Source organism: Mucilaginibacter sp. KACC 22063 (assembly GCF_028736115.1).
Lineage (GTDB): Bacteria > Bacteroidota > Bacteroidia > Sphingobacteriales > Sphingobacteriaceae > Mucilaginibacter.
Genome location: NZ_CP117877.1, coordinates 3,499,556 through 3,524,953 on the forward strand (window position 1 = coordinate 3,499,556; position 25,398 = coordinate 3,524,953).

The 25,398-nt window shown below is 41.7% G+C and carries 24 protein-coding genes; 9 read left to right on the plus strand and 15 right to left on the minus strand.

All coding sequences use genetic code 11. From position 1 onward, the window contains the following. The first annotated feature begins 53 nt into the window (after window positions 1–53). The 5 genes from PQ461_RS15110 to PQ461_RS15130 all read left to right on the plus strand — a co-directional run bounded on the left by PQ461_RS15110 (window position 54) and on the right by PQ461_RS15130 (window position 4,201). Window positions 54–746, plus strand: a complete 693-nt coding sequence (locus PQ461_RS15110) for an OmpW/AlkL family protein (protein WP_274206367.1) — start codon at window positions 54–56, stop codon at window positions 744–746. A gap of 83 nt (window positions 747–829) precedes the next feature. Next, on the plus strand, window positions 830–1,399 hold the full coding sequence (locus PQ461_RS15115) for a hypothetical protein (RefSeq protein WP_274206368.1): 570 nt from the start codon (window positions 830–832) through the stop codon (window positions 1,397–1,399). Between the two features lie 37 nt (window positions 1,400–1,436). Continuing rightward, window positions 1,437–1,931 carry an SRPBCC family protein gene (locus PQ461_RS15120; protein WP_274206369.1) on the plus strand — a complete coding sequence of 165 codons (495 nt, stop codon included), beginning with the start codon at window positions 1,437–1,439 and terminating at the stop codon, window positions 1,929–1,931. A 128-nt stretch (window positions 1,932–2,059) separates the two neighbouring features. Further along, window positions 2,060–2,488 carry an SRPBCC family protein gene (locus PQ461_RS15125; RefSeq protein WP_274206370.1) on the plus strand — a complete coding sequence of 143 codons (429 nt, stop codon included), beginning with the start codon at window positions 2,060–2,062 and terminating at the stop codon, window positions 2,486–2,488. Window positions 2,489–2,572: 84 nt separating this feature from the next. Continuing rightward, complete coding sequence (locus PQ461_RS15130; protein WP_274206371.1) at window positions 2,573–4,201, plus strand: Na+/H+ antiporter; 1,629 nt, start codon at window positions 2,573–2,575, stop codon at window positions 4,199–4,201. On the opposite strand, the gene PQ461_RS15135 is transcribed toward PQ461_RS15130, so the two are convergent. From PQ461_RS15135 to PQ461_RS15150, 4 genes are all read right to left on the minus strand, one after another. Further along, entirely contained in the window at window positions 4,198–4,980 is a 783-nt protein-coding gene (locus tag PQ461_RS15135) for a M90 family metallopeptidase (protein ID WP_274206372.1), read from the minus strand. The genes PQ461_RS15130 and PQ461_RS15135 overlap by 4 nt on opposite strands. A 2-nt stretch (window positions 4,981–4,982) precedes the next feature. Further along, entirely contained in the window at window positions 4,983–5,786 is an 804-nt protein-coding gene (locus tag PQ461_RS15140; protein ID WP_274206373.1) for a DUF5672 family protein, read from the minus strand. Window positions 5,787–5,879: 93 nt separating this feature from the next. Further along, a complete protein-coding gene (locus tag PQ461_RS15145) occupies window positions 5,880–6,695 on the minus strand; it encodes a peptidoglycan-binding protein (RefSeq protein WP_274206374.1) in 816 nt (271 codons plus the stop codon). A 20-nt stretch (window positions 6,696–6,715) separates the two neighbouring features. After that, window positions 6,716–8,413 (minus strand): patatin-like phospholipase family protein, encoded by a 1,698-nt coding sequence (locus tag PQ461_RS15150; RefSeq protein ID WP_274206375.1) that lies wholly within the window; start codon window positions 8,411–8,413, stop codon window positions 6,716–6,718. A 188-nt stretch (window positions 8,414–8,601) separates the two neighbouring features. On the opposite strand from PQ461_RS15150, the gene PQ461_RS15155 reads away from it, so the two are divergent. Continuing rightward, entirely contained in the window at window positions 8,602–8,862 is a 261-nt protein-coding gene (locus PQ461_RS15155) for a (2Fe-2S) ferredoxin domain-containing protein (RefSeq protein WP_274206376.1), read from the plus strand. Here PQ461_RS15155 and PQ461_RS15160 read toward each other — a convergent pair. The 10 genes from PQ461_RS15160 to tkt all read right to left on the minus strand — a co-directional run bounded on the left by PQ461_RS15160 (window position 8,859) and on the right by tkt (window position 19,605). Beyond that, a complete protein-coding gene (locus PQ461_RS15160) occupies window positions 8,859–9,389 on the minus strand; it encodes a ferritin (protein ID WP_274206377.1) in 531 nt (176 codons plus the stop codon). The two genes, PQ461_RS15155 and PQ461_RS15160, sit on opposite strands and share 4 nt — an antisense overlap. Window positions 9,390–9,488: 99 nt before the next feature. After that, window positions 9,489–9,851, minus strand: coding sequence for a hypothetical protein (locus PQ461_RS15165; RefSeq protein ID WP_274206378.1), 363 nt, complete (start codon window positions 9,849–9,851; stop codon window positions 9,489–9,491). A gap of 113 nt (window positions 9,852–9,964) precedes the next feature. Beyond that, entirely contained in the window at window positions 9,965–11,620 is a 1,656-nt protein-coding gene (gene pgi, locus PQ461_RS15170; protein ID WP_274206379.1) for a glucose-6-phosphate isomerase, read from the minus strand. Window positions 11,621–11,631: 11 nt separating this feature from the next. Continuing rightward, window positions 11,632–12,366 (minus strand): 6-phosphogluconolactonase, encoded by a 735-nt coding sequence (gene pgl / locus PQ461_RS15175; RefSeq protein ID WP_274206380.1) that lies wholly within the window; start codon window positions 12,364–12,366, stop codon window positions 11,632–11,634. 7 nt (window positions 12,367–12,373) lie between these two features. Then, window positions 12,374–13,888, minus strand: a complete 1,515-nt coding sequence (gene zwf, locus PQ461_RS15180) for a glucose-6-phosphate dehydrogenase (protein WP_274206381.1) — start codon at window positions 13,886–13,888, stop codon at window positions 12,374–12,376. 34 nt (window positions 13,889–13,922) lie between these two features. Beyond that, on the minus strand, window positions 13,923–15,332 hold the full coding sequence (gene gndA / locus PQ461_RS15185; protein WP_274206382.1) for an NADP-dependent phosphogluconate dehydrogenase: 1,410 nt from the start codon (window positions 15,330–15,332) through the stop codon (window positions 13,923–13,925). Window positions 15,333–15,370: 38 nt separating this feature from the next. Beyond that, complete coding sequence (locus tag PQ461_RS15190; RefSeq protein ID WP_274206383.1) at window positions 15,371–16,003, minus strand: HAD family hydrolase; 633 nt, start codon at window positions 16,001–16,003, stop codon at window positions 15,371–15,373. Further along, window positions 16,000–17,127, minus strand: coding sequence for a transaldolase (gene tal / locus PQ461_RS15195; protein ID WP_274206384.1), 1,128 nt, complete (start codon window positions 17,125–17,127; stop codon window positions 16,000–16,002). The genes PQ461_RS15190 and tal overlap by 4 nt, the downstream gene beginning before the upstream one ends. Next, window positions 17,124–17,579: an RpiB/LacA/LacB family sugar-phosphate isomerase gene (locus PQ461_RS15200; RefSeq protein WP_274206385.1), complete on the minus strand. Its 456-nt coding sequence runs from the start codon at window positions 17,577–17,579 to the stop codon at window positions 17,124–17,126. The genes tal and PQ461_RS15200 overlap by 4 nt, the downstream gene beginning before the upstream one ends. 10 nt (window positions 17,580–17,589) lie before the next feature. Continuing rightward, window positions 17,590–19,605, minus strand: coding sequence for a transketolase (gene tkt, locus PQ461_RS15205; protein WP_274206386.1), 2,016 nt, complete (start codon window positions 19,603–19,605; stop codon window positions 17,590–17,592). A gap of 366 nt (window positions 19,606–19,971) precedes the next feature. Here tkt and PQ461_RS15210 point away from each other — a divergent pair, with 366 nt between their 5' ends. After that, window positions 19,972–22,026 carry an ATP-binding protein gene (locus PQ461_RS15210; RefSeq protein ID WP_274206387.1) on the plus strand — a complete coding sequence of 685 codons (2,055 nt, stop codon included), beginning with the start codon at window positions 19,972–19,974 and terminating at the stop codon, window positions 22,024–22,026. A 3-nt stretch (window positions 22,027–22,029) separates the two neighbouring features. Here PQ461_RS15210 and PQ461_RS15215 read toward each other — a convergent pair whose 3' ends face one another. Continuing rightward, window positions 22,030–23,271, minus strand: coding sequence for a Na+/H+ antiporter (locus PQ461_RS15215; RefSeq protein WP_274206388.1), 1,242 nt, complete (start codon window positions 23,269–23,271; stop codon window positions 22,030–22,032). A 72-nt stretch (window positions 23,272–23,343) separates the two neighbouring features. On the opposite strand from PQ461_RS15215, the gene PQ461_RS15220 reads away from it, so the two are divergent. Next, window positions 23,344–24,681, plus strand: a complete 1,338-nt coding sequence (locus PQ461_RS15220) for a sensor histidine kinase (RefSeq protein ID WP_274206389.1) — start codon at window positions 23,344–23,346, stop codon at window positions 24,679–24,681. Window positions 24,682–24,952: 271 nt separating this feature from the next. Next, window positions 24,953–25,315 carry a hypothetical protein gene (locus tag PQ461_RS15225; RefSeq protein ID WP_274206390.1) on the plus strand — a complete coding sequence of 121 codons (363 nt, stop codon included), beginning with the start codon at window positions 24,953–24,955 and terminating at the stop codon, window positions 25,313–25,315. Window positions 25,316–25,398 lie beyond the last annotated feature (83 nt).

Here is a 25,398-nt window from a genome sequence, read left to right on the forward strand (position 1 = left end):
GTATACCCTATAAAGCCATTATACTTTTGAGCGTTCACTAAACAATTAATATTATGAAAATTCTTAGACTATCTATCCTCGGCGTATTATTAGCCGCAAGTTTGAATGGATTTGCACAACAAAAAAATGAATTAGATATACGCCTGCGTGCAGTGGGTATACTTCCGCAAGAAAGTGCGACGATAGGTGTTATAGGTGGCAATGTTAATATCAGCAATGCCTATATTCCTGAACTCGACTTCACTTACTACTTCGCTAAAAACTTCTCGGCCGAACTTATTTTAGGAACGTCAAAACATAAGGTACACACAACAGGGTCAAACCTTACGGCAATAGGCGGCCCTGCGTCTGCAGATGTTAACTTAGGCAGTGTATGGTTGTTGCCGCCTACCTTAAACCTGCAATACCATTTACCCACCGGGACAATTTTAAAACCTTATGTTGGAGCAGGCGCAAATTACACCATCTTTTATAATGCGGATAAAGGAACCACGGTACAGGGCATTGATTACAAAAACAAATTTGCTTTTTCTGCACAACTGGGTACTGATATTGACCTGAGCAAAAAGGTGTTTCTGAACATCGATATTAAAAAGCTTTTCCTCAATACAGATGTTACCGTTGATGCTTCTAACCTAACACCTGCAGGCAGCCCTTCACTGGCGCCTGTGCTGAGAAACATTGGTGCAGATGTTAAAATAAAGCCTTGGGTAGTTGGTATTGGTATTGGCTACAGGTTTAATTAATTCAGAAATTTTTACATGATCCGGCCCGGCTGCTATTTTGCCAACGCAAAACAGCAGCCGGGCTCTTGTGTTTATGTACTTATATGAATATTCTGTATATAGCCATACTCACATGTTTTGTAAAAGCGCTGCATCAACAGCCTGCCGTACCTCCTGAAATATCCAATCAGTTGCCAAAAGGCTATGAAATACTGGATGCAACATCCGGGGACTTAAATAAAGATGCTTTGCCCGACTGGGTTATTATTTTAAAAAAGCCAAATGAAGATAAAACTTCAGACGTTGTAGACCATCCTGAAAAAAGGCCGCTATTGCTATTTACCCGCACTGCAGATCACCATTTTAAATTAATGGCACGTAATGATAATGCGGTTTATTGTGTTAATTGCGGTGGTATGATGGGCGATCCTTTTCAAGCTGTAACTATTAAAAACGGTTACTTCTCTGTTGAGCATTATGGCGGTAGCGGCTGGCGGTGGACCCGCATTATTACTTTTAAATATAACCCTGCCGATAAGCACTGGTATTTATATAAAGATGGGGGTGAAAGCTTCCATGCAAGCGACCCTGACAATTCAAAAACTAAAGTACTGACTCAGAAAAACTTTGGAAAGGTAGCATTTGAACGCTTCGACATTTATAAAGAGCATTAATATCTAAATTCGATTTATACTTATATCTTGAAGCAATATGAGCAATAATGAAACTAAAATAAGCAAAGACGCATCGGGTAATAAACTGATTGTTACAAAAGACTTTAATGCACCATTAGAAAAAGTTTGGCGAGCGTGGACAGAAAGCGACCTGCTCGATCAATGGTGGGCACCAAAACCCTGGAAAGCAGAAACCAAAAGTTTAAGCTTTACTGCTGGCGGCTCATGGAGATATGCAATGGTAAGCCCACAAGGCGAAAAGCATTGGTGTAGGGTGGATATAAAAGAAGTAGTTCCGCAGAAAAGCTTTAAGTCTACAGCCTTATTTACCGATGCAGAGGGAACCCCCACTGATACCGCCCCGGTGATGAACTGGCATACCGTATTTACAGAAAATGGCGATATAACAAGTATACATGTAGCACTTACATTTGATAAACCAGATGATTTGGAAAAGATTGTAGCAATGGGCTTCAAAGAAGGTTTCAGCATGGGACTTGGTAACCTTGACGAACTGTTTGCAGCAAGCTAAACGGCTATACACACAAATCTGAGTTACACCGTTGATGTTGCAAATGACACTCCTGATTGTCGCATTTGCCCACTGCCACCGGTACGGGCATTGCATACATTTGATTAACAAAACAATATACAACCAGTATGGAAACACCAGATTTAAGCCCGATAACTGTAGAAACAGTAGTAAATGTTCCTGTTGAAAAAGCGTGGGAAGTATTTACCGAACCTGAACATATTAAAAACTGGGCATTTGCCTCAGACGACTGGCATGCACCGTATTCAGAAAATGATTTGCGAACAGGCGGTAAATTTAAAAATACCATGGCCGCTAAAGATGGCAGCTTTAGTTTTGATTTTGAAGGCACTTACACCAATGTAGAAACACACCGGCTTATTGAATATACATTAGGTGATGGCAGAAAGGTAAGCGTAGTGTTTGAACCGCAAGAAAACGCAACAAAGGTGACCGAAACCTTTGATCCTGAAAGCACAAATCCGTGCGAAATGCAGCAAGGTGGCTGGCAGGCCATCTTAAACAATTATAAAAAACAGGCAGAAGCTTCTTTGTAAGTATCTCAATCGTTACTTCAAGCCTCCGAAACTTTTCGGAGGCTTTTTGTTTTTATAGTTATTTTAGCTGAAGACCTATTGCCGATGCATCAACAAATTATACAATACACCTGCCTGCTGGCTATCATCCTTGCCGTGGTTATGATAGCGCAAAAAATAAAAATTGCGTATCCCATCCTGCTGGTACTGGTTGGTTTGCCGTTGGGCTTTGTGCCCGGCTTAAGGGGCATTGAGATTAAGCCCGATATTATTTTTGTGGTGTTTCTTCCGCCATTGCTGTATGAGGCCGCGTGGAATACATCATGGAAAGATTTCTGGAAATGGCGGAGGGTGATTTCCAGCTTTGCGTTTCTGATCGTTATACTTACATCCTGCATTGTCGCCTATGTATCAAACAACGTTATTCCGGGTTTTACACTGGCAACAGGCTTTCTGTTGGGCGGTATCATCTCCCCGCCCGATGCTGTATCTGCAACTGCTATTTTAAAAAATGTAAAGGTGCCTAAACGCTTTACTGCCATTGTAGAAGGCGAAAGCTTGATGAACGATGCATCGAGTTTGGTGATCTTTAGGTTTGCACTGGCAGCTATACTAACCGGTAAATTTGTTTTTATAGAAGCCGCCACCAGTTTTGTATTGGTAATTGTAATGGGGATAGCTACAGGCCTTGCCGTGGCATTGGCGTTTTACGCGATACACAGGTTTTTACCCACCACCCCCATCATGGATATCATCCTAACCTTTATTACCCCCTATGCCATGTATATCATTGCGGAGGAATTCCACTTTTCAGGGGTGCTTGCGGTAGTAAGCGGCGGCCTATTTCTTTCAGCCCGTAGGCATGAGATCCTTAGCCACAGAAGCAGGCTGCAAGGCTTTAACGTTTGGGAAGCTGTCGCTTTTGTGCTTAACAGCCTTGTATTCATTTTAATCGGGCTGGAGTTTCCGGTGATCATAAAAGCGCTTGGACCAGGCGGCATCGGTCCCGCAATTAAATATAGCCTCATCATTATTATTACGCTGATCATTACCCGCTTTGCAAGTACTTTTGGTGCTTCTGCTTTTACTGTCTTTATCAGCCGGTTTATCACTACCGCCGACCCAAGGCCCGGATGGAAAGCCCCACTTTTATTAGGCTGGACAGGGATGCGTGGCGTTGTATCGCTTGCTGCTGCATTAAGCATACCCATAGCACTGCATTCGGGCGAGCCATTTCCGCAACGTAACCTCATTCTGTTTATCACCTTCAGCGTAATTATAGCCACACTGGTTATACAGGGGTTAACCTTACCTGTATTTATCAAACTGGTTGATATGCCCGACCCTGACCTTACTATATCTTTCGAACAGCAGAAGCAAATAGTAAGAAAAAAGCTGCATAAGCTATCTTTGCAACTACTTGAAGACAAGTACCACGATCAATTAGAGAAAAACGATATGGTAAAGGCGCTTCAGTTACGTTTGGCTGCTGATATGGAATTGCTGCATGATTGGGACAAAGAAGGCAACCGCGAACGTACCGAAGCATTTTATGACGACTATAGGAATATTATGGCAAACCTGATGGACGAGCAACGTAAGTTTCTAAGAACCATTAACAAAAAGGATAACATCAACGATGATATTATCCGCGAACAAATGGAGCTGCTTGACCTTGAAGAGGAAAAACTACGCCGTTATTTCCTTGTAGGGCAAGATGGTGAAGATGCTTAGTCATTTGCAGGTTCCTGCCTGAAAACCTGGCTTAACTGTTCGTAAAGTTCAGGGTGTTTAGCCTTAAACTGGTCTGGTTTTTCGAAGAAATATTCAGAAGCCACGGCTAAAAACTCTGCTTCGTTGGTAAGCGCATAAGGGTTAATATCCGATTTACCCTCTTTGATGCGGTGCATTTCTTTATGCATCATTTGCAACCATGGCGTGGCATATTCGTGGCTCATCATGTTTTCAGGCACCCCGTCTGTAGCACCGTCAGATTTATCGAGCAAATGCACAAACTCATGGATACCGGTATTTTCCTTTCCGCTACTTTTTGAAAAACCTTTTAAAAGAGCAGAGTATGATAACAGCATCTGCCCGTTCATATATCCGGTACCTACCATACCCATAATGTTACGGTTTTCTCCTTCAAACTGGTATTCGGCATCAAAGGTATCAGGGTACACAATTACATTGGTCAGGTTTTGGTATCGCCATTCTTTAAAACCAAACACAGGGATTATGGCGCTTGCGGCAACAAGTATACGGATCACATCGGTAACCTCAACACCAACACCTTCCACATTTACTTCTGTCAGAAACTCACTTATCAAACGCTCAAAACGTAGTTGATCAGCATCATTAAGCTTGTTGTAATATTCAACATGTGCATTAAGCAGGTCTTTATAACTGGATTTAGGGGCAGCAACATCAGTTACCGGTACCTTACGTTTGTTGCTGCTTAAATACCATGCAACCAAAGTAACTAAGAGAATAAGTATTACGATGTAGATCATATTTAAAAGTTATAACCAAATTTGTTAAACACTGGCCGCCAAAAATCAGGATAATTATCCCAGTCATGGCACCCAAAAGGCAACTCATTGTTGTTTAGCTGAAGAGCACGTTCAGGATAAGTTTCAAAAGCGAACCTTAAGCCCGTTTGCCAGTCTGGAATATTTAAATTATTTCTCTTTCTGTTTGCTTCAATACTCCAGAAAGCGTCTTCATTATATTGATGAGCTATTTTTTCTAAATAAGACTCTATTTCTGTGCGCATGCTGGTAGCTACTTCTAAAAATTTACTTACCCTACGCAGTGAAAATCCGCCGTTACCTACTTTGTTTTCAAATTGGTATTTATTTGGTACGCCGTTTTTTTTGAGGTTTAAAGCCGTTGATATCTTTTGCTGGGCTTCAACTGTAATTCTCTTAATTGGATTTTTATCCTGCTTTTTTCTTATCCAGGGTGCCCCGATGTAATCAAATTCCTGATCGCACCAATAATTTAATTCATCTTTGAAAACAAAGGCATCCATCTGGTAAATCAGAATAAATTCATAGTCTGAGAAATGGCTGTAGAAATCTGCAGATAACATTAATTTATTATAACCTGCTATCCCTGAAAAATAGGCATCATCGAAATCATAAACAGCGGTATATTCTGATCTACTAAACTCGTTAGAAAGTATAAGGCTTTGCGGCTTTACCACAATTTTCGGGTAGTTTGCCAGTATTTTATTGCACTGCTGCAAGGCAATACTTTCCCAATCGGAAATCGTATTTTGATAAACAGGAATAACTACAGCAACATTCACTGGCATACTAAGCTTTGATTAACACTAATGCCAAAGATAGGTTTACTTAAAATAAAAAATGCGCCCTTAAAAAGGCGCATTTAAATCAAGTTCTGAATTTTAAACTAATGGTTTTATCGAAAACACATCCAGCGTTTGCTTTCTGAAATTTCTCGTCCGTTTGTAAACACCGTTGCCATTTGCCGAACCATCGGTGTTGGTATTACCTTCAATAGTTTCAAAAATGTCGTTGTCTACACCGGTTACAAACCCTGTATGGTACCAGTCCGTCGGTGATTTTTGAAGCAGGAAAATATCGCCCGGCTTAACTAAAGATGGATTGTTACGCACATCTTTACTGCGTATCAGTAAGCCTTTATGGATGCCTGTTACACCTACCGTATCACAGCTGTAAGTAAGCGGCATCAGCGTTCGGAAATCTTTGCCTAATTGCGATGCAGCCTGGTCAAGTATGGTTTGTACAAAGCCCATACACCAGTACCATTCTTTTCCCTCGTTTCCATCCATATAGCTGCGCACCCACGGCCCTGAGTTAGACTGGTTATTGATCACCAACTCATAAGGGTGTTGCGCCAGGTGAGCCTGCGCAATTTCGACAATCAGGCTGCGCAGATCTGTCGCTTTGCCTTTAGCAGTGAAGGCTTTGTTAAGTGGGTCTGCCATGCGGCTGAATAGAGCGTTGTCAACCACACCGTTTGGGCTAAGACTATAGAACTTCTGAAAGTTTTTGACTGCCTTATCTGTTGAAGGGCCAAAATCACCGTCGATAGCCGTTGCGGTACCCGAATCAGGATGTGTAAGTGCAAATAGATTAAGCCATGATTGAATCTTCAATACATCGGCTTTTTTACTGGCTGTGCTTTTTGAGCAGGTGGCAGAAATTACCAGCTCTTTTTCAAATTGCTTTTTGATCATAAGTTTAAGTTTAATAAGGTTTAATCATTCTTTTTTCTGATGAGTTCCCACTCATCAAGCGAATTTGTAATACCAGTTATTACTGCATCGGCTAACAAGCCGCCAAGCACCACCTTTACCCCTACCCAAATCAGCGCCTTAGTCCACATGCCAAATTTCTTGATATTCATAATCAAAGCATCTGCCCGCCCGCGAAGCGGCTTTCTAAATACATCGATGTCCGCTTGTGTTATTGCCGGCCAGTTGCTGCCCGAACTGAACTTAAAATCAGGGAAAGTATAGTCCACATCATCAAAAACAGGAATAATCTGGATACTGCCATCCTTTTTAGAGCGATGTTTATCTATGTCAGCATTTGCGTAGCCGTTTTTAAATATTTCATTTTTCTCTAATGACCTTTCCGACAGCGTAAAATAGTCGCGCAAGAAGATCTTACAATTATATCTGCCCAGAAAATAATCATGCACCCGGAATTCTTTATTCAGAAAACCGCTAAAGCCGCCCAAAGCTCCGCAGGCTATAGCCTTTTCACCATGTACTTCTTCAACTACACCATTCTTATCCGGCCTTAAACGGGCAGGATCAATCAGGTACTGCCCGGCACAATCATCATCCATCGCCTCAACAAGATGTATTGGTTTCGAGCGCATCTGGCTGATCATGGCAGATAAGGTCAGCCCCATCACGTTTAATAATTTCTGTACGATGTTGATTGGTGCAGGCTTTACACTTGGAAACGGCGCCACCATTAAAACGGTTGATTTAAAGCGGCTGTAGCTTTGGTAGTCGCTTTTATTTGTCTGGCCTGTAATGGTGGTCAGCACATCACGTACACGGTCAAAAGGTTCATTGTTAATCAGGCCGCCATCAACATTTAAAGTTGTATAATCGCCTGCAGGCACAGGATTTATAGAAAGGATGTCCTTTAACCAGGGATTATGGTTCACATCATTACTGTCTCGCTTCACCACACGCGATTTTAATCCTACCGGGAAAGCCCCCGTAGCCATGGCTGCCTCTACAGCTATAGATGAGTTCAGGCCGTTTTTGAGGTCGAGCGGTATCCATCCGGGTGTAGGTGCTATGTTGCTTTTATCAGCTAATTCAAAGCAGGCATAATCATTATGCATCAGCATATAATACGGATGCCTTTCGTCAGGGCCATTGGCTTTGAAGTTAATATCGTAGCAGAAACCTTCCAGGTTACTAAGCGTAACAAATACCTTCAGCTTAGGATTAATGAACGGCGGCAAGTCTTTCCATGCAGGTTTACTGGGTTTTATTACACGCTGTGCAATTTTATCAATAAAATCAGAGTTGAGTGCTGACACTACATCGCCAGCACTTTCAATGTCCGAATTCTCCAGCATCAGCGGAAACATATTCTTATCTACCAGGTCCACCCATGAGTGGTAAAGCACATTTTCAGGATGCTCGGCTAAAATTGCTCCCGGCGTTGGTTTATCCAAGGGTGTAAGTTGTTGTTGTAAAGCTGCAGAAGCGATAATACCGGTCATTCCTCCTGCCGAAGCGCCGCCTATTACCGGAATTTCTACACGGTGTGTTGGTACCCCTGCTTCTCCCCGTCTTTTCTCCCATTCCTGAAGGGCTTCTAATAAATAATCTATAACTCCGGCAGTATATGCACCGGCTGATACCGCCCCTGCCATGCAAAGACCAATGTAAAAGGGTTGATCGGATTGTGTTGATTGATCCATAATAAGATAAGATTTTTAAGGTTAATTAATTAGCAAACGCTGCATATACATTGAATACAATTGATATATAGCGCATTGATATAAATTTATGTAATTATTGATAAATTACAGAGAGTAAAAAGGCGTTTAAACAAAGGGTAATATTACCCTAACACAAAACAGACAGGCGTAAATTTGGTATTTAAAAAATGAGTAAATTTACTGTACCCGAAAAAGTGCTTTACGTTTGCACCGGAAGCAAATGCGGCAAAAGAGGCGGAAAGGAAATGTACAAACTGGCCAAGTCGTACATTAAGCATTTAAACCTGAAAGATACAATTGAGGTGGTAGAAACAGAATGCACAGACCGCTGCAAGTTTGCACCCGTCTGTGCCATACAACCAAGCAATACCTGGCTAAAAGAATATCATCATAAAGAAGTTTTACAGCTGATGGGGCTGATCGATTAAGCTTCGCTGTCGTATTTGATATCGCCAACGTGTTTGTCAATCTGCCACCTGCCGGTGCCTTCTTCGCCAATCACTTCAAATAACTCTAATGCACGGCGTGCTTTATATTCTTCTTCGCGTTGCTCTTTCAGGAACCAGTTTAAGAATTCCATGGTAACAAAATCCTGCATACGAAGGCAGGTACCATAAATATTATTAATTGATTGTGTTACGCTGATTTCCTGGTCAAGGGCATCTTCAAAAACTTCGCGGAATGCGTTATATTCTTGCTTTATACCGGTTATTTCAGGTGATATGGCATTGCCACCCATATCAAGGATATATTTGAAAAATTTAAGCTGGTGTTCTCTCTCTTCTTCGGCTTGTTTAAAGAAATACGCTGACGAATAGTCATAACCATTGCGGTTACACCATGATGCCATAGCTAAATATATGGCTGATGATTGAGCTTCTTTCTGTACTTGTTTATTTAAAAGCGCTTCAATTTCGGTTGAAATTAAGCTTTTAATACGCATCAGATCTTTCATAATTGCAAAGTTTAAGGACGTAAACAGCTACATCATTACAATTATAATGCTAAAGTGTATTGATGGCATGAAAAAAAGCGTATATGAAATTAATCTAAATCAGATATGGGCGGTGCCAAGGCGCTGACTGATGATGCTGTTAAGTTCCAACATGACAAACGCACCTTCTAAAATTTCCTTTAATGCGATGATCTGCAACAGGCTAAGCACATAGCAATGGTCGCATGCACAGATGAAAATAATTTCCAGATCAGGGGTTTTGGTATTATCAAGCAGCAGTGCTTCAATGTCAATATTATAAACTGCTTTGCGAAGTTTTAACAGGTTACGATGATCAAAACGGGCTAATTTGCCTGCAAAATCTACATACCAGCAACGCTCGGTATCGCATTGATAAATAGCCCCATTTTTAGTGGTGAACACTTCTATAAATGATGGACTTTGCTTAACCAATACTTGCATAACTAATGCAAAAGTTGGAATTATTTATAATTAATCCAAATAAGAAGTACGATTTTTTTAAATAAAAAATCCCGGCTGCAATAAAACCGGGATCAATAATATGTTATAGAATATTATTCGCTTCTTAGGGCTTTGTACTTATTAATAAGTCCGTTGGTAGAAGCATCGTGCGAAGTAACATCTTCATCACCTTTCAGCTCTGGTAAAATACTGCTGGCTAATTGTTTACCCAGCTCTACTCCCCATTGGTCAAAAGTAAATATGTTCCAGATTACCCCTTGTACAAATATTTTATGCTCGTATAAGGAAATCAGGCGGCCTAATGAACCCGGGGTGATCTTTTTAACTAAAAACGAGTTTGTAGGCTTGTTACCTGCAAATGTTTTAAATGGTGTTAAGTATGCGATCTCTTCTTCTGATTTATTTTGTTTTCGCAATTCTTCCTGCACTACTTCCGGCGATTTACCATTCATCAAGGCTTCGGTTTGTGCAAAAAAGTTAGAGATCAATTTTTGATGATGATCGCCAACCGGGTTATGTGATTGCGCAGGTGCAATAAAATCGCATGGGATTAAGATAGTTCCCTGGTGAATTAATTGATAAAAGGCATGCTGCCCGTTGGTGCCTGGCTCTCCCCAAATGATAGGGCCTGTAGCGTAATCAACAGGTTTACCTGTACGGTCTATACTCTTACCATTACTTTCCATATTTCCTTGTTGGAAATACGCTGAAAAACGGTGCAGGTATTGGTCGTAAGGTAAAATAGCTTCTGTCTGTGAACCAAAGAAATTGATATACCAAAGGCTGATCAGCGCTAATAAAACCGGGATGTTTTTTGAAAGCTCAGTTTCTTTAAAATGCGTATCAGTTTCGTAAGCACCTTTCAGCAACTTTTCAAAGTTATCATATCCAATTGTTAAAGCTATTGAAAGGCCAATAGCGCTCCACAAAGAATAACGGCCACCAACCCAATCCCAAAACTCGAACATGTTGGCTTCGTCGATACCAAATTTTGTTACCGCCTCTGCATTGGTAGACAATGCCACAAAGTGCTTGGCAACAGCACTTTCATCATTCGCTGATTTCAGTAACCAATCTTTAGCCGTTTGGGCATTGGTCATGGTTTCCTGCGTGGTAAATGTTTTAGAAGCGATCAGGAATAATGTTTCTTCCGGATCAACCTTTTTTAGCGTTTCAACGATGTGGGTAGCATCAACGTTTGAAACAAAGTAAGCTTGGATACCCTCAACCCAGTAAGGACGCAATGCTTCGGTAACCATTAAAGGCCCTAAATCACTACCTCCTATACCAATGTTAACAATAGATTTGATCTTTTTGCCGGTGTAGCCTTTCCATTCGCCGCTATGCACTTTTTCGCACAGCGCTTTCATTTGCTGCTGTACACGCTGCACATCAGGCATTACATCTTTACCTTCCGAATAAACCGGCTGGCCAGAGAAGTTACGTAAAGCGGTATGCAATACCGAACGTTTTTCTGTACGATTAATAACCTCGCCGCTAAACATGGCGTTAATGGCATCGGTCAATTTACTTTCTTCAGCAAGTTGTAACAGCGTTTTTAAGTTTTCGTCGGTAACCAGGTTTTTTGACAGGTCGACGAAAATATCATTCAGCGTGAATGAATACTTACCGAAACGTTCTGCATCCTGTTTAAACAGGTCTTTTATCGTAGTTGCCTTAGCCGCTTCAGCCTGTTGGGCTAATTGCTTCCAGGCTCCAGTAGTAGTTGGATTTATTGTAGGGAACATCGTTTGTACGATTAATCTTGTGATTTATCATTTAATTTTTCGGTTGCTGCTTCATCAACAAACCATAATATTTCGCCGTTTTTTGGCGCCAAAACCTGCGATGGGTAAAGATGCGGGTTGCGCTCGCCTTCCAAAACTTCGTGCAAAGCATTCGCTTTTTTAGTGCCGAATACCAGCATCACAATTTTACGGGCATCGTTTAAAACAGGCTCTGTTAAGGTAATGCGGTACATATCCTGCGGAGCAAGCCAGTAAACATCAACCCACTTATCCTTCTCATCTATAACTGGCTGTCCCGGAAATAATGAAGCTGTGTGGCCGTCATCCCCCATACCTAAAAAGATCAGGTCGAAACGCGGGTCGTCACCCAAATTTTCTTTCAGGAACGACTCGTATTTTGCTGCATATTCTTTTGGCTGGTAACCGTCTGCCCACATCACAAAGATGTTTTCTTTTGGTATAGGCACATGGTTCAACAAGGTTTCAAAAGCCATTTTAGCATTGCTCTTGTCATCATCAAGCGGTACCCAACGTTCGTCGCCCCAAAATACAAACACTTTACTCCAATCTACCTGGCTAGCATATGGCTCCTCTGTAAGCAGGCGGTGCATTTTCTCGGGTGATGAACCACCTGTAAGCGCTACCGTAAACTTTCCGTGGCGGCTGATGGCTTCTGCTGCCGACTGCACAAATAACTGTGCAGCGGCAACACTTAATTCGTCGGCATCTTTAAATATCTTCAGCATAACCGATTTATTTATTATCGATACTGTGTGAATTTAAGGCCCAAACGTGCCCCTGACGTGCAATCAGCGCTTCAGCGCCTTCCGGGCCCCAGGTACCTGCGGCATAATTAGGGAAGTCAATAGAATCGCGTGAAGTCCAGGCATCCAATATCGGGGTAATCACATCCCATGCCTCTTCAACCTGGTCTGAACGCATGAACAAGGTAGCATCACCACGCATAGCATCCAGCAGTAAAGTTTCGTAAGCTTCTGGCGTTTGGGTTGAACAGGTATCATAATCAAAGATCATGTCTGCCTGGTTTAAATCCATTTCAAGGCCGGGACGTTTGGTCATGAACCTTAACCTGATATCCATTTGCGGCTGGATATTGATGGTTAAGCGGTTGGGCATCAGGTTATCCGTTTTGGTACGCGGGAATGTTGAATGCGGTACCGGGCGGAATTGAATGGTTATAGATGATGTTTTCTCCTGCATACGTTTTCCGGTACGCACATAGAAAGGTACATCTTGCCAGCGCCAGTTATCGATATAGAATTTAATAGCAGCAAAAGTTTCTGTGTTTGAAGTTTTGCTTACCTTATCTTCTTCGCGGTAACCCGGCACTTTTTTGCCTTGCATCCATCCGGCGCCATATTGGCCGCGGATAGCATTTTGATGCACATCTTCTGGTTTTAAACGGCGTACAGCGCGTAAAACATCAACCTTGCGGTTACGGATCTCTTCAGCATCAAATGATACCGGGGCTTCCATCGCAATCATACACATAATTTGCAGCAGGTGGTTCTGGATCATATCGCGTAAAGCGCCTGCGCCTTCGTAATAATCGCCACGGTCTTCTACGCCTACCTGCTCGGCAACGGTGATCTGTACACTATCAATGTAATTACGGTTCCAAAGTGGCTCAAACAATGCATTTGCAAATCTGAAAGCCAGGATGTTTTGTACCGTTTCTTTACCCAAATAATGGTCGATACGGTAAATCTGTCTTTCGTCGAAAGTGCGGGTTAAAACATTGTTCAGTTCAATAGCCGAAGCCTTATCATGGCCAAAAGGTTTTTCAACTACGATACGGTCAGCCTGAACGTCGCTGGTTAAATCGTGCTTGTGCAGGCTAAGCGTAGCTTTTTCAATAAACTGCGGAGCGACAGATAGGTAAAACAGACGATTGCTGCGTGTACCAAACTTGGTATCAAATCCTTTGATTACGCCTGCAATTTTATCGTACGAAGCTTCTTCGTTAATATTTGACTGGCAGTAAACTATTGATTCTTTAAATTTTTTCCATTTTTCAGCATCAGGTTTGCCGGTTCTTGAAAATTCAGCAACGCCCTCTTCGAGCCTTTTACGGTATTGTTCATCATTAAACTCAGAACGTCCAAGCCCTATGATGGCAAAATCTTCGGGCATAAAGCCTTCCAGATAAAGATTATAAAAAGCCGGAATCAGCTTTCTTTTGGCCAGGTCGCCGGTACCACCGAAAATAACAATTACTTCGGGGGTGTTTTTTTTACCTGTTTTCATTTATTATCTATTTAAGGTTGAATCGTATCTGCAATTAATCCCAGTTGGTATGGAAGGTACCTTGTTTATCGGTACGTTCATAAGTATGCGCACCAAAGTAATCGCGCTGGCTCTGCACCAGGTTAGTTGGCAGCCTTTCGCTTCTATAAGCATCAAAATAACCCAATGCCGCAGAGATTGCCGGTACCGGGATACCTTTATCAATAGCTGTTTTAACAAAGGTGCGAATGCTCTGTACCCTGTCGGTCATCAGTTTGCCAATCTCTTCGTCCAGCAACAGGTTAGGTAGCTCTGCATTGCGTTCAAATGCTTTGCGGAAATCCTCAAGCACTGCCGCACGGATGATACAGCCACCTCTCCAGATCTTAGCCACCTGCTCCAGATTCAAGCCATAGTTATACTCTTTTGAAGCAAGTGTAAGCTGCGATAAGCCTTGTGCGTAGGTAGCAATCATGGCAAAGAACAGTGCATGTTTTGCAGCTTCGAATAGGCTGTCATCAGCACCTGAAGCAGATGGAGTGTTTAAGCTTGCATAATGTTTTGAAGCTTCAACACGCTCTTCTTTATATTTTGAAAGATCACGCATTACAACGGCCGCATCAATCACCGGGATAGGTGCCTGCAGGTCCATTGCATTTTGCGAAGTCCATTTACCTGTACCTTTTGCTTTAGCCTGGTCTGAGATCAGGTTTACTAAGCGCTCGCCTGTTTCATCATCGATTTTGTTAAGTACGATACCAGTAATTTCAACCAGGAATGATTGAAGCTCGCTTTGGTTCCATTCGGTAAACAATTGCTGCAACTTTTCATCGCTAACGCCGAAACCACGTTTTAGCAAATCATAAACTTCTGAAATCATTTGCATAATGCCATACTCAATACCATTATGCACCATTTTTACATAGTTACCTGCCGAACCACTACCTAAGTATTCAACGCATGGTTCGCCATTTACTTTTGCTGCAACAGCTTCAAATATAGGGCGAAGGCGCTCATAAGCATCTTTATTACCACCCGGCATCATGCTCGGGCCGAAACGCGCACCTTTCTCGCCACCTGAAATACCCATACCAAAAAAGTGGATACCTTGTGCATCCAGCTCTTCAATACGGCGGTTAGTATCAGGGAAATAAGAGTTACCACCATCAATAATGATATCGCCTTTTTCAAGGAATGGCAGTAAGCTATGTATAGCCGAGTCAACCGGTTTGCCCGCAGGTACCAGCAGCATAATTGCTCTCGGTTTTTTAATTAATCCAACAAATTCTTCAGCAGATGTAGTAGATTTTACTTTATGCGTTTCATCGGCTTCTTTTTCAAGCGCCTGTGCTTTTTGCTCGTCCAGATCAAGACCGGCAACAGCAAAATGATGATCAGCCATATTCAGCAGCAGGTTGCGGCCCATTACGCCAAGCCCTACAATGCCAAAATCATATTGTTCCATAAACTTTAAATGTTATTAGGTTTTAAGTATTCTCTTTATTATTCGGTTAAGCCATAACGCTTTAAGCCTTCGCGCGTGGTGGCTATATCCTTATGGCAAATGCCATTGATGCCCAGCACCTGCGCTGCCTCAATAAACACCTGGCGATCGTCCAGGTAAACTACCTCTTTTGGCGTTACCTGTGCAAGGTCAAGTGCAAGCTCGTACATTTCCTTATCCGGTTTACGAACCTTAATAAAGCTCGAAGATGCAAATATGTCAATGAACTCTTTCAGCTTAAATTGATGTATGCGGTATTCGTTCAGCTCGCGACCTTCGTTGTTTACTGCCACAACCTGCAGGTTGTATTTACGCTTGATGTTTTTAACCATCTCGATCATGTCAGGAAAAGGCTTCGATGTTTGGTACATGAAATCAATAAACTCCTGCTGAGTGAACGGCCTCTCCTGGTAAAAAACCAACAGGTCCAGGTAGTTTTTCATGGTAGTGCGGCCAGCCTCGTATGAATCGAAGATCACACGGTGGCGTTCGTTCATTTCATCAAGGTTAAGTCCAAACTTTTCGGCAGCTTCTTTACGCGCATTACGGTCCCAGCCGTTGGTAAGAAAGACGCCACCCAGATCAATAAATAAAGCTTTGATCGGGGTGCCGTCATATCCCGGGTCTATCATTTTACAACCTCCACACGTTTTGAATCAATGGTTTCAAGCAGGCTGTTGAAAGGTTTAATAAATTTATCTATACCTTCTTCTTCCAGTTTACGGGTCACGTCGTTCAGGTTGATCTCAACTACGTCCACAAGTTCTGAAAGTATATAGCGGGCTTCTTCAAGGTTACCATCTAACTGGTTAGATGGGTTACCATGATCTCGGTAGGCATTCATCGTTTCAACCGGCATCGTGTTCACCGTATCCGGCCCAATAAGCGATTCCACATAAATCACATCACTATATGCCTTGTTTTTAGTACTGGTACTTGCCCAAAGTAAACGCTGTGGTTTTGCACCTTTAGCCTCAAGTGCCTTAAAGCGGTCGCTGCCGAATAATCTTTTATAGATCTGGTAAGCATCACGTGCGCTGGCAATAGCCACTTTACCTAATAATTTACGAGCTGCAAGTGCTTTGCTCTGATCGTTTTTGATTACTTCTTCCAGCATCGGGTCAACCATCGAGTCAATACGGCTCAGGAAGAAACTGGCTACAGAAGCAATCTTGTCAAGCGGTTCGCCTTTAGCGGCACGTGCTTCAAGCCCTTCAATATAGGCTTCTGCTACTTTCTCATAACGTTCAAGGCTAAACAATAAGGTTACGTTAATATTGATGCCTTCGCTAATCAGTTGTTTAATCGCCGGAATGCCTTCTTTGGTGCCTGGGATCTTGATCATCACGTTAGGGCGATTAAGCCTTTCCCATGACGAACGAGCTTCGGTCATTGAGCCTTCCGGGTCAAGCGCTAAGCTTGGCGATACTTCCAGGCTCACATAGCCATCAAGTCCGTTGGTTTGCTCGTAAACATCTTTAAATACATCTGCTGCACTTTGCACGTCGGCAATAGCCAGGTCTAAAAATATATCCTGTGCCGATTTGCCCTGCTTTGCAGATTCAGAAATTGATTCGGCGTAATCATCGCTGCGGGCAATAGCCTCTTCAAAAATAGCCGGGTTTGAAGTAACACCTTTCAGGCCATCTTCATCAATCAGTTTTTTAAGTTCGCCAGAAGCAATAAACTTGCGGCGGATATAATCAAGCCAAACACTTTGGCCGTAGTCACCTATTCTTTCTAATGGATTTTTCATTGTATATGCTGTTTTTCAATTGCAAGTACTTTATTTAAACGGCGCGCAAAGCGCTCTTCGCCTTTATATTCGGCTTTCAGGTAAGCATCAACAATTTCTTTGATAAGCGCCGGGCCAATAACCCTTGCACCTATGCAAAGCATGTTCATATCATCGTGTTCAACACCCTGATGCGCTGAATAACTTTCAGTAACCAATGCCGCCCTTACACCCGGCACTTTGTTTGCCGCTACTGATACACCTACCCCGCTGCCACAAACTGCAATGGCCTTATCAACCTCTTGGGCTGCTACAGCATTTGCAAGCGGTAGCACGCAATCAGGGTAATCATCAAGCGGATCGTAGCTGTATGCACCGTAATCCTTTACATCATAACCGGCATCGGTTAACTCTTTAACCAATTGGTTTTTTTGCTCGAAACCGGCATGGTCTGCTGCAACACCTATTTTCATGGCAAACGGATTATTTCTTTTTAGCAACTACGGCTTTGGCTTTGCTTACTACGTTTTCAACTGTAAAGCCGAAATGTTTAAGCACTGCTTCACCTTCGCCTGATTCACCGTAACGGTCGATACCTAATACGTCACCCTCTGCGGTAACATATTTCCACCAGCCGAAGGTTACACCTGCTTCGATAGACAGGCGCTGATGAATATGCGGAGGTAATACTTTGTCTTTATATTCCTGATCCTGTTCTTCGAACAACTCCCATGATGGCATACTTACTACACGTGCAGCAATACCTTCTTTAGCCAGTTCCTCTTGCGCACCTACGGCAAGTTTAACTTCCGATCCGGTTGCAATCAGAATAATATCTATACTACCTTTTGCTTCGCTTAATACATAAGCACCTTTTTGTGCATTTTCTGAGGGTGCAAATTTAGTACGGTCAAATACCGGCAGTTTTTGACGAGAAAGGATCAGCGCAAACGGACCTTTTGGCCTTGAAATCGCAATCTTCCAGGCTTCAACTGTTTCGTTGGCATCAGCCGGGCGCAATACAATTAAGTTAGGAATAGCGCGTAAAGCAGTTACCTGTTCAACAGGCTGGTGCGTTGGGCCGTCCTCACCAAGTGCAATACTATCGTGTGTGAATATATAAGTTACTGCTGCCTGTGTTAATGAGGCTAAGCGGATAGAACCGCGCATGTAATCAGAGAAGGTAAGGAATGTAGCACCATAGGTACGTACTGATTTGTATGACGAGATACCGTTCAGTATGGCACCCATGCCATGTTCACGTACACCAAACCAAACATTGGTTTGATCATAATGGTCGGGCTGGAAACTTACATCCGGTTTAAGCGGGGTTTCGTTTGAGCTTGCCAAATCTGCCGAACCACCAAATATCCATGGGATAACGCCTTTTAATGCATCCAATGCTTTACCAGATGCCTGGCGTGTGGCTAATTGTTCTTCCGGTTTGAAAACAGGCAGGCTTTTTTCCCATCCTTCAGGTAATTTGCCATCGAAGCTTAAACGGAAGTTTTTACCTTCTTCAGGGTAAGCCTGCTCGTATTGATTAAGCTGCTCTTCCCAAGCGGCCTGTAGTTCACCACCATGTTTACCGGGCGTCTGGAAGTGATCGTAAACGCCATCAGGAACAAAGAATGTTTTTTCAGGATCCCAGCCGTATGCTTCTTTGGTTTTTTTAACGTTATCAACGCCCAGAGCCGCACCATGCACTTTGTTGGTGCCTTGCATTGGGCTACCATAACCAATTATCGTTTTTACTGCGATAATTGATGGTTTATCTTTTACCTGCTGCGCTGCGATGATGGCATCGTTAATAGCCTGTAGATCATTACCGTCTTCAACGGTTAGGGTATGCCAGTCGTAAGCCTCAAAACGCTTAAGTACGTCTTCAGTAAATGCCAGGCTGGTTGAACCGTCTAACGATATCTTATTATCATCATATAAATAGATCAGCTTACCTAATTTAAGGTGGCCTGCCAGTGAAGCAGCTTCAGATGCAACGCCCTCCATCAGGTCGCCGTCGCTCACAATACCATAAGTGTAGTGATCTATTATTTTATTATCGTCTTTATTAAATATTGCTCCAAGGTGGGCTTCTGTCATAGCAACCCCAACGCCGTTACCAAATCCCTGGCCAAGCGGGCCGGTGGTAAACTCAACGCCCGGTGTCATCATAGACTCGGGATGGCCTGGTGTTTTTGAACCTATCTGCCTGAATTGTTTCAGATCATCCAGCGAAAGATCATAACCCGACATATGTAACAAGCTGTATAGCAATGCCGAACCATGGCCTGCTGATAAAATAAATTTATCGCGGTTTGGCCAAAACGGATCTTTAGGATTAAACTTTAAAAAGCGGCTCCAAAGTACATAAGCCATTGGCGCAGCACCCAGCGGAAGACCAGGGTGGCCAGAATTAGCTTGTTGCACCATATCGACAGATAAGAAACGAAGGGTGTCGACTGAGAGTTGATCTAAAGAATTGAATGTTGTATCGCTCATATTACCAGATGTTATGTTGTTTTTCTCTATAAAAGAAGGCTGCAGAAGTATTTTTGTTTTATTTAAGGTAAAGTTGACAAAACAATGATAGCACTGTCTTTCAATTCAAATGTATAGCTATTTTAAATAAACGTATCTATATTAAAACATATTGACATGCTTTTGATAAAAAATATATTTATTAACAATAACATAACAAAAGACAACTCAGGCAGCATATTGTCGATTTCAATAATCCACTTAAATGACTGAATAATATATTGATTTAAAGAAAATTTTAGCCTCTGAAATATAATCCTAAAGAAAAAACATTTTATATGCGCCTTTAATTGTGTAAGTTTAGGAATTAAACCGACTACTAAACGCATGACCAAATCATTACTAAAATGGCCTGCATTTCTCCTTGCGGCTGTGCTGATGTATTGTTTGGGGTGCACGCGTTTTCATACTTCCACGCAAGACCATCCGGATATTACTGATCAGATTAACCAAAACGCGTTGCTTTTGGCAGAAAAAGATCCGGCCCGCGCAAAAAACTACGTTGTAGAATCTTTTAGCAAAATATCCCAACCTGGCCCGGGTGACCTGTATATCAAATATGTATTACTATGTACGATATATTCAAATTCTGGAATGTATACGCATGCATTGAAATATACAGACAGCATGATTAACGTGCTGAAGCCGTTTGCCAATAAAAAGCAATATAATTTATCCTTTGCCGAAGCACACCTTTATAAAGGCGATGTCCTTTTCAGGATGAAGCAATATAACGACACCTATCTGCAATACTATGTAGGTAAAAGCCTGGCCATCCCTGATCCGCAATCACGCAGCTACAAATTATTTTTGTATAAGTTTAATATGCGCCTGGCAGATATCTGTTACAAACAAGGCCGCTATCTGGAAGGCGTAACTTTAAATAAGAATGCTGTTGAGGCATTAAGCACCATTAGTGAAGCTAAAATAAATTTCGACCGTATAGGCACTACGAATAATCTGGCCCTGAATTTTAGCAGAGCAGGCATTGCAGACAGCGCCCTTTTTTATTACAAAAAAGCACTGTTATTAATTAAGAAATTAAAGCCTAAAAATAAGCATGATAGTGTAAAGGCATTAACCTACCTTGGTGTAATATATGGCAATATTGGCACAGCCTATTCGCAATTAGACAGCCTTACCCAGGCAGAGCAAAAATTTAAGGAAAGTATAGCCATCAACTCAAAACCGGGCTTCGCTAATGAGGATGCTTTAATTACCAAAGTGAAGCTGGCGCATCTTTACGTTAAAGAGAAAAAAATTAATGATGCCAAACAATGGATAAATAATATTGGAAAGGCCGAGCAAAAACTGACATTGCCACAATATAAAATGATGGTGACCAAGCTGCGCTCTGATTATGCCGCACTAAACGAAAATACCACCGAGGCATACCATTATTTACGTTTATATGATCAACAAGTAGACAGCCTTAATAAGGTTAACCGTGTTCTGCTTACTACCGACTTCGACAGGGAATTTACTTTGCTGCGAAACCGGTATAATTTACAATCACTGCAACGGCAGGATGATGCAAAAACATTTTATCTGATTTGTGTTGCAATTGCCTGTATTATGCTGGGCGTTATTGCCTATCTCACCTTCAAAAGCCGAAAACAGGCAGCATTAGCAGCCACTTTATCAATTGAACATAATAGGCAACTGGAGTTAACTCTTGATGCTCTGGAGCATAGTAACCACGAATATGCACATTTGATGCGCGTGGTGGCACATGATCTTAAAAACCCGATCAATGCAATAAACGGCATCAGTACCTTAATGAAAACCGATAAAGGCCGCAGCACAGAAGACATAGAAATGCTGGATCTGATTTGCATAAGCAGTGTTAATTTAAATACCATTATCAACGACTTGCTTTTTTCAAAAACCATTGTAGATGATACAGCAAGGCAAAACGTAGATTTAGGCGAACTTTTGGAAGAAAGTACAACATTACTTCAATTCAGGGCTAAGGAAAAACAGCAGGTAATTGAACTGATAGCCGGCCGCAGCGTTTTGATTAATGTGAACCGTGAACGGGTTTGGCGGGTTATCAATAATCTTATTGTTAATGCCATTAAGTTTAGTCCCCAAAATACGACTATAAAAACCGGCTGGAAAACAGAAGCTTCAAACGCCATTATATTTGTGCGCGACCAGGGTATCGGGGTACCCGAAAAAGATAGGGAAAAGATTTTCAACTTATTCAGCAATGCAAAACGGAAAGGCACAATGGGTGAAGAATCATTCGGGATAGGCCTTTATACGTCAAAGCAAATTATTGAAGAACATGGCGGCAAAATATGGCTGGAAGCAGCTGAAGGGAAGGGCTCTGTATTTTATATTTCCTTACCAATCATTCATCAGAATTTATCTGCCTAAGCGTTATTTATTTAGCTTTTTCACAACCAGAGGCAGCGTAAGCCCCTGCCCTATCAGCGTAAACAATACTACTATTACAGTTACAAAAATTATGGTATCGCGCTGCGGAAACGCCTGACCGCTTTGCAATGTTGCGGGTAAACCAATAGCGATAGCTAAGGATACAATACCCCGCATGCCAGACCAACTGATAATTAAGCTGGTCTTAAAATCCAGTAAAGCGTTTTCTGTAATTCGCCTTCTGCCTTTTTTAAAGGCATTCTGCAGATTAAGCTGCTGCAAAAACACCCTGGCCGTGCGCAATGCCAACGCTACAATGGTAATGATAAAGCCATAACCTATATAAGTAACCAATTCTGCGCCTGAAAGCCGTTTAACAATTGAAGGAAATGGTAAACCGATCAGAACGAAGATCAAACCATTTAACAGGAAAATAATAATCTCCCAGATCGTTTTGGATTGTTTTTTCAAACTTTGAGGAAAAACTGCACTACTGAATCTTGAAATGCCTAATCCCAATACTACTACTGCTATAACACCTGATACATGTAATTCTTCGGCAAGCAGGTAGGTTACAAATGGCATGATCATCATAAAGCTGATAGTAATTAATGCATCATTTTTTACGCGTTTAAGAACAAATGCAAGTATATGGCCTGCGATAAATCCCACCACAAAACCGCCTGCCATTAATAACAAAAACTGTAACCCGGCTTTCCAGAATATAAATGCACTGCCGGTAACCGCAGCTACCGCAAAACGGTAGGCTACCAAAGCCGATGCATCATTAACCAGGCTTTCGCCTTCGAGTATGGTATTGGTTTTATGAGACAGGCCCAATCCTTTTGTAATGCTCATGGCAGCAACAGCATCTGTTGCAGACAATATGGCGCCAAGCACAAAAGATAAAGGCCAGGTCATGCCAGGAATCATATAATGCGCAGTTATGGCAATACCCGATGCGGTAATGAACACCAGCGTAATAGCCAGTGTACTGATTGTATTTATGTTGGTTTTAAACTCGCTGAAAGAAATATTAAAGGCGGCATCATAAAGTAAAGGCGGCAAAAATATCAGGAAAACAATTTCAGGGTTAAGCTCAATATCGGGTACAGCAGGCATAAAACCAATTGCTATCCCCGCAATGATCAGCAGAACCGGATATGGAATTTTGATCTTATCGGCTATGGCCGATAAGCCGATCATTACCATCATTATAAATATGATCACGCTATAATTTTCCATGCGGGATAAATTTAACGTTATCCTGAAACACTCAAATCAATTTTGTACGTTTGAGTACTAATAATTTAAATAATGAAACCCAATGTTATGCGTATCTGGCATTGGCTTGTAGGTTCGTCTGAAGAATTTACTTTACCAGATCGCATTTTCCACTCTGTTTGCCTGGTTTCCCTTGTAGCTTTGGCATACAACGTCCCTTTAAATCTTGTTGTTAAATTACCTTTTATTGCCCTTTTGAGCGGTATAAGCCTTTTGATATTTGGAGTACTTTATTACTATTCGAGATTCAAGCGAAAAAAAACAATTGCCAAACTCATCTTCTGCATTTTGGGCAACCTGCTGTTTGCCACTAACTATTTTTTAAACTCTGGGATAGATGGGCCAACCGATCTGTTTTTTTTAATGACGGTTACCTTACTGGTAGCCATTGTTGAAGTACGGCACTACTGGATATGGGTACTCGTAAACCTTGTGTTTGTTTTAGGCTTACATTACCTGCAATACTTTTACCCGGAAAAAGTGCCTTATACTTATGCAAACCTGGGTGATAAGTTCTTCGATCTTTCATCTGCTTATGTGGTTGTAATGGTGCTTACATTATTTACCTATTATGCCATCCGTAAAAATTATGATATGGAGCGGGCATCATCAGAACAAAAGGCAGCACAGATGCGGGTACTCAATGACGAGAAAAACAAGTTATTTTCTATTATAGCGCATGACTTGCGCGCACCGCTTTCAAACATACAGAATTATCTGGAACTGCTGATTGATGTAGAAATGGGTCATTATGAACAGCAAGAAATACAGGCTAAGTTGCTTGAATCTACACGGAGCACTTTAGACATGCTGAACAATATATTGCTGTGGTCGAGGAACCAGATGGTTGGTGCCGGTGTGAAGCTTGGACCTATTAAATTAAACAGCCAGCTGCAATTACCGCTTACACTTTTTAAAAACATTGCAGACAATAAGAACATTGGTATACATATATCTATAGACCCTGAACTTGAAATTGAAGGAAATGAGGCGATGTTTCAGCTGGTCATACGCAACCTGGTTAACAATGCAATAAAATTTACCGCAAATGGCGGCCTCATCATTATAACCGCATCAATAGATAAAGGCAGGTGTATAATAATGGTTAAGGATAGCGGTAACGGAAAACCAGTTATATTAACGGAAAAAGTTTTCCAGCTTAATTCAGAATCATCAAACGGTACAGCAAATGAAAAAGGAATAGGGCTTGGGTTAGTACTGTGCAAAGAATTTACTGAAGTACAGCATGGACGTATCTGGTTTGAAAACGCCCCCAAAAGCGGCACATGCTTTTTTGTAGAAATGCCGTTGAGTGCGCAATTAAATCACCGAAAAATTTTTGGCCAGAGCATTACCGCTAAAGCCTCATAAAACCCGCTTTTAATGTATTTCGTTAGAAATAAAATACTAACAATACATTAAAAAAAATTGCAATTCTTAAGAAATATTTTTCGTATTATTATCAACGCTGTTCAGGTAAGCTTTCTTAGCTTATTAGTGCCACATGACAGGAATAAAAGGCACCTGCACAACACTAAATTATTGCTATTTTTTTCATGAAGTTTTGATGAATTTTTGTAACGTAAATGTTGCAATAATGAGTTGGATTTATTAATTTGGTAACACCTAATTAAATTAAACTATGTTGACTATCCCCCGCTTAAAAAGGGACGTTTATTCGCCCCGTGATGGCTATTTAATGAAGTCATCTTTTTTGAAAAAAATTGCAGCTTACCCTGCGCCGCAAACTAAACTGGTAAAAAGGAATATTCAGGTTATAGAAACGCGAAACGACGAGGGCTACTCTTTTGATCGTTATGCTAAAACTGATTTTCTGGAAAACATTACGCGTAAAGGCGGCCTCTCCATGATTGGTAGCATGGGCGTATGTCTTACTATCAGTTCGCTGCTGTTTAACAGCCACATGTATTGGCCTGCTGATGGCTTCCTGCTATCAGCACTTGTGCTTTTTGCAGTAACTGTTTTCTTCTACAAAAAATCTTAGTTTGTTTTACCCCGTTATAAAAAGCTCCGGTTATTTGCTGGAGCTTTTCTTTTTTTGTACTAATGCAGTTACTTCACGCAATC

What these genes read in the sequence shown, in the direction of transcription:
- PQ461_RS15110 (WP_274206367.1), top strand. Translation starts at nt 54, where the DNA reads ATGAAAATTCTTAGACTATCTATCCTCGGCGTATTATTAGCCGCAAGT.
- PQ461_RS15115 (WP_274206368.1), top strand. Translation starts at nt 830, where the DNA reads ATGAATATTCTGTATATAGCCATACTCACATGTTTTGTAAAAGCGCTG.
- PQ461_RS15120 (WP_274206369.1), top strand. Translation starts at nt 1,437, where the DNA reads ATGAGCAATAATGAAACTAAAATAAGCAAAGACGCATCGGGTAATAAA.
- PQ461_RS15125 (WP_274206370.1), top strand. Translation starts at nt 2,060, where the DNA reads ATGGAAACACCAGATTTAAGCCCGATAACTGTAGAAACAGTAGTAAAT.
- PQ461_RS15130 (WP_274206371.1), top strand. Translation starts at nt 2,573, where the DNA reads ATGCATCAACAAATTATACAATACACCTGCCTGCTGGCTATCATCCTT.
- PQ461_RS15135 (WP_274206372.1), bottom strand. Translation starts at nt 4,980, where the DNA reads ATGATCTACATCGTAATACTTATTCTCTTAGTTACTTTGGTTGCATGG.
- PQ461_RS15140 (WP_274206373.1), bottom strand. Translation starts at nt 5,786, where the DNA reads ATGCCAGTGAATGTTGCTGTAGTTATTCCTGTTTATCAAAATACGATT.
- PQ461_RS15145 (WP_274206374.1), bottom strand. Translation starts at nt 6,695, where the DNA reads ATGATCAAAAAGCAATTTGAAAAAGAGCTGGTAATTTCTGCCACCTGC.
- PQ461_RS15150 (WP_274206375.1), bottom strand. Translation starts at nt 8,413, where the DNA reads ATGGATCAATCAACACAATCCGATCAACCCTTTTACATTGGTCTTTGC.
- PQ461_RS15155 (WP_274206376.1), top strand. Translation starts at nt 8,602, where the DNA reads ATGAGTAAATTTACTGTACCCGAAAAAGTGCTTTACGTTTGCACCGGA.
- PQ461_RS15160 (WP_274206377.1), bottom strand. Translation starts at nt 9,389, where the DNA reads ATGAAAGATCTGATGCGTATTAAAAGCTTAATTTCAACCGAAATTGAA.
- PQ461_RS15165 (WP_274206378.1), bottom strand. Translation starts at nt 9,851, where the DNA reads ATGCAAGTATTGGTTAAGCAAAGTCCATCATTTATAGAAGTGTTCACC.
- pgi (WP_274206379.1), bottom strand. Translation starts at nt 11,620, where the DNA reads ATGTTCCCTACAATAAATCCAACTACTACTGGAGCCTGGAAGCAATTA.
- pgl (WP_274206380.1), bottom strand. Translation starts at nt 12,366, where the DNA reads ATGCTGAAGATATTTAAAGATGCCGACGAATTAAGTGTTGCCGCTGCA.
- zwf (WP_274206381.1), bottom strand. Translation starts at nt 13,888, where the DNA reads ATGAAAACAGGTAAAAAAAACACCCCCGAAGTAATTGTTATTTTCGGT.
- gndA (WP_274206382.1), bottom strand. Translation starts at nt 15,332, where the DNA reads ATGGAACAATATGATTTTGGCATTGTAGGGCTTGGCGTAATGGGCCGC.
- PQ461_RS15190 (WP_274206383.1), bottom strand. Translation starts at nt 16,003, where the DNA reads ATGATAGACCCGGGATATGACGGCACCCCGATCAAAGCTTTATTTATT.
- tal (WP_274206384.1), bottom strand. Translation starts at nt 17,127, where the DNA reads ATGAAAAATCCATTAGAAAGAATAGGTGACTACGGCCAAAGTGTTTGG.
- PQ461_RS15200 (WP_274206385.1), bottom strand. Translation starts at nt 17,579, where the DNA reads ATGAAAATAGGTGTTGCAGCAGACCATGCCGGTTTCGAGCAAAAAAAC.
- tkt (WP_274206386.1), bottom strand. Translation starts at nt 19,605, where the DNA reads ATGAGCGATACAACATTCAATTCTTTAGATCAACTCTCAGTCGACACC.
- PQ461_RS15210 (WP_274206387.1), top strand. Translation starts at nt 19,972, where the DNA reads ATGACCAAATCATTACTAAAATGGCCTGCATTTCTCCTTGCGGCTGTG.
- PQ461_RS15215 (WP_274206388.1), bottom strand. Translation starts at nt 23,271, where the DNA reads ATGGAAAATTATAGCGTGATCATATTTATAATGATGGTAATGATCGGC.
- PQ461_RS15220 (WP_274206389.1), top strand. Translation starts at nt 23,344, where the DNA reads ATGAAACCCAATGTTATGCGTATCTGGCATTGGCTTGTAGGTTCGTCT.
- PQ461_RS15225 (WP_274206390.1), top strand. Translation starts at nt 24,953, where the DNA reads ATGTTGACTATCCCCCGCTTAAAAAGGGACGTTTATTCGCCCCGTGAT.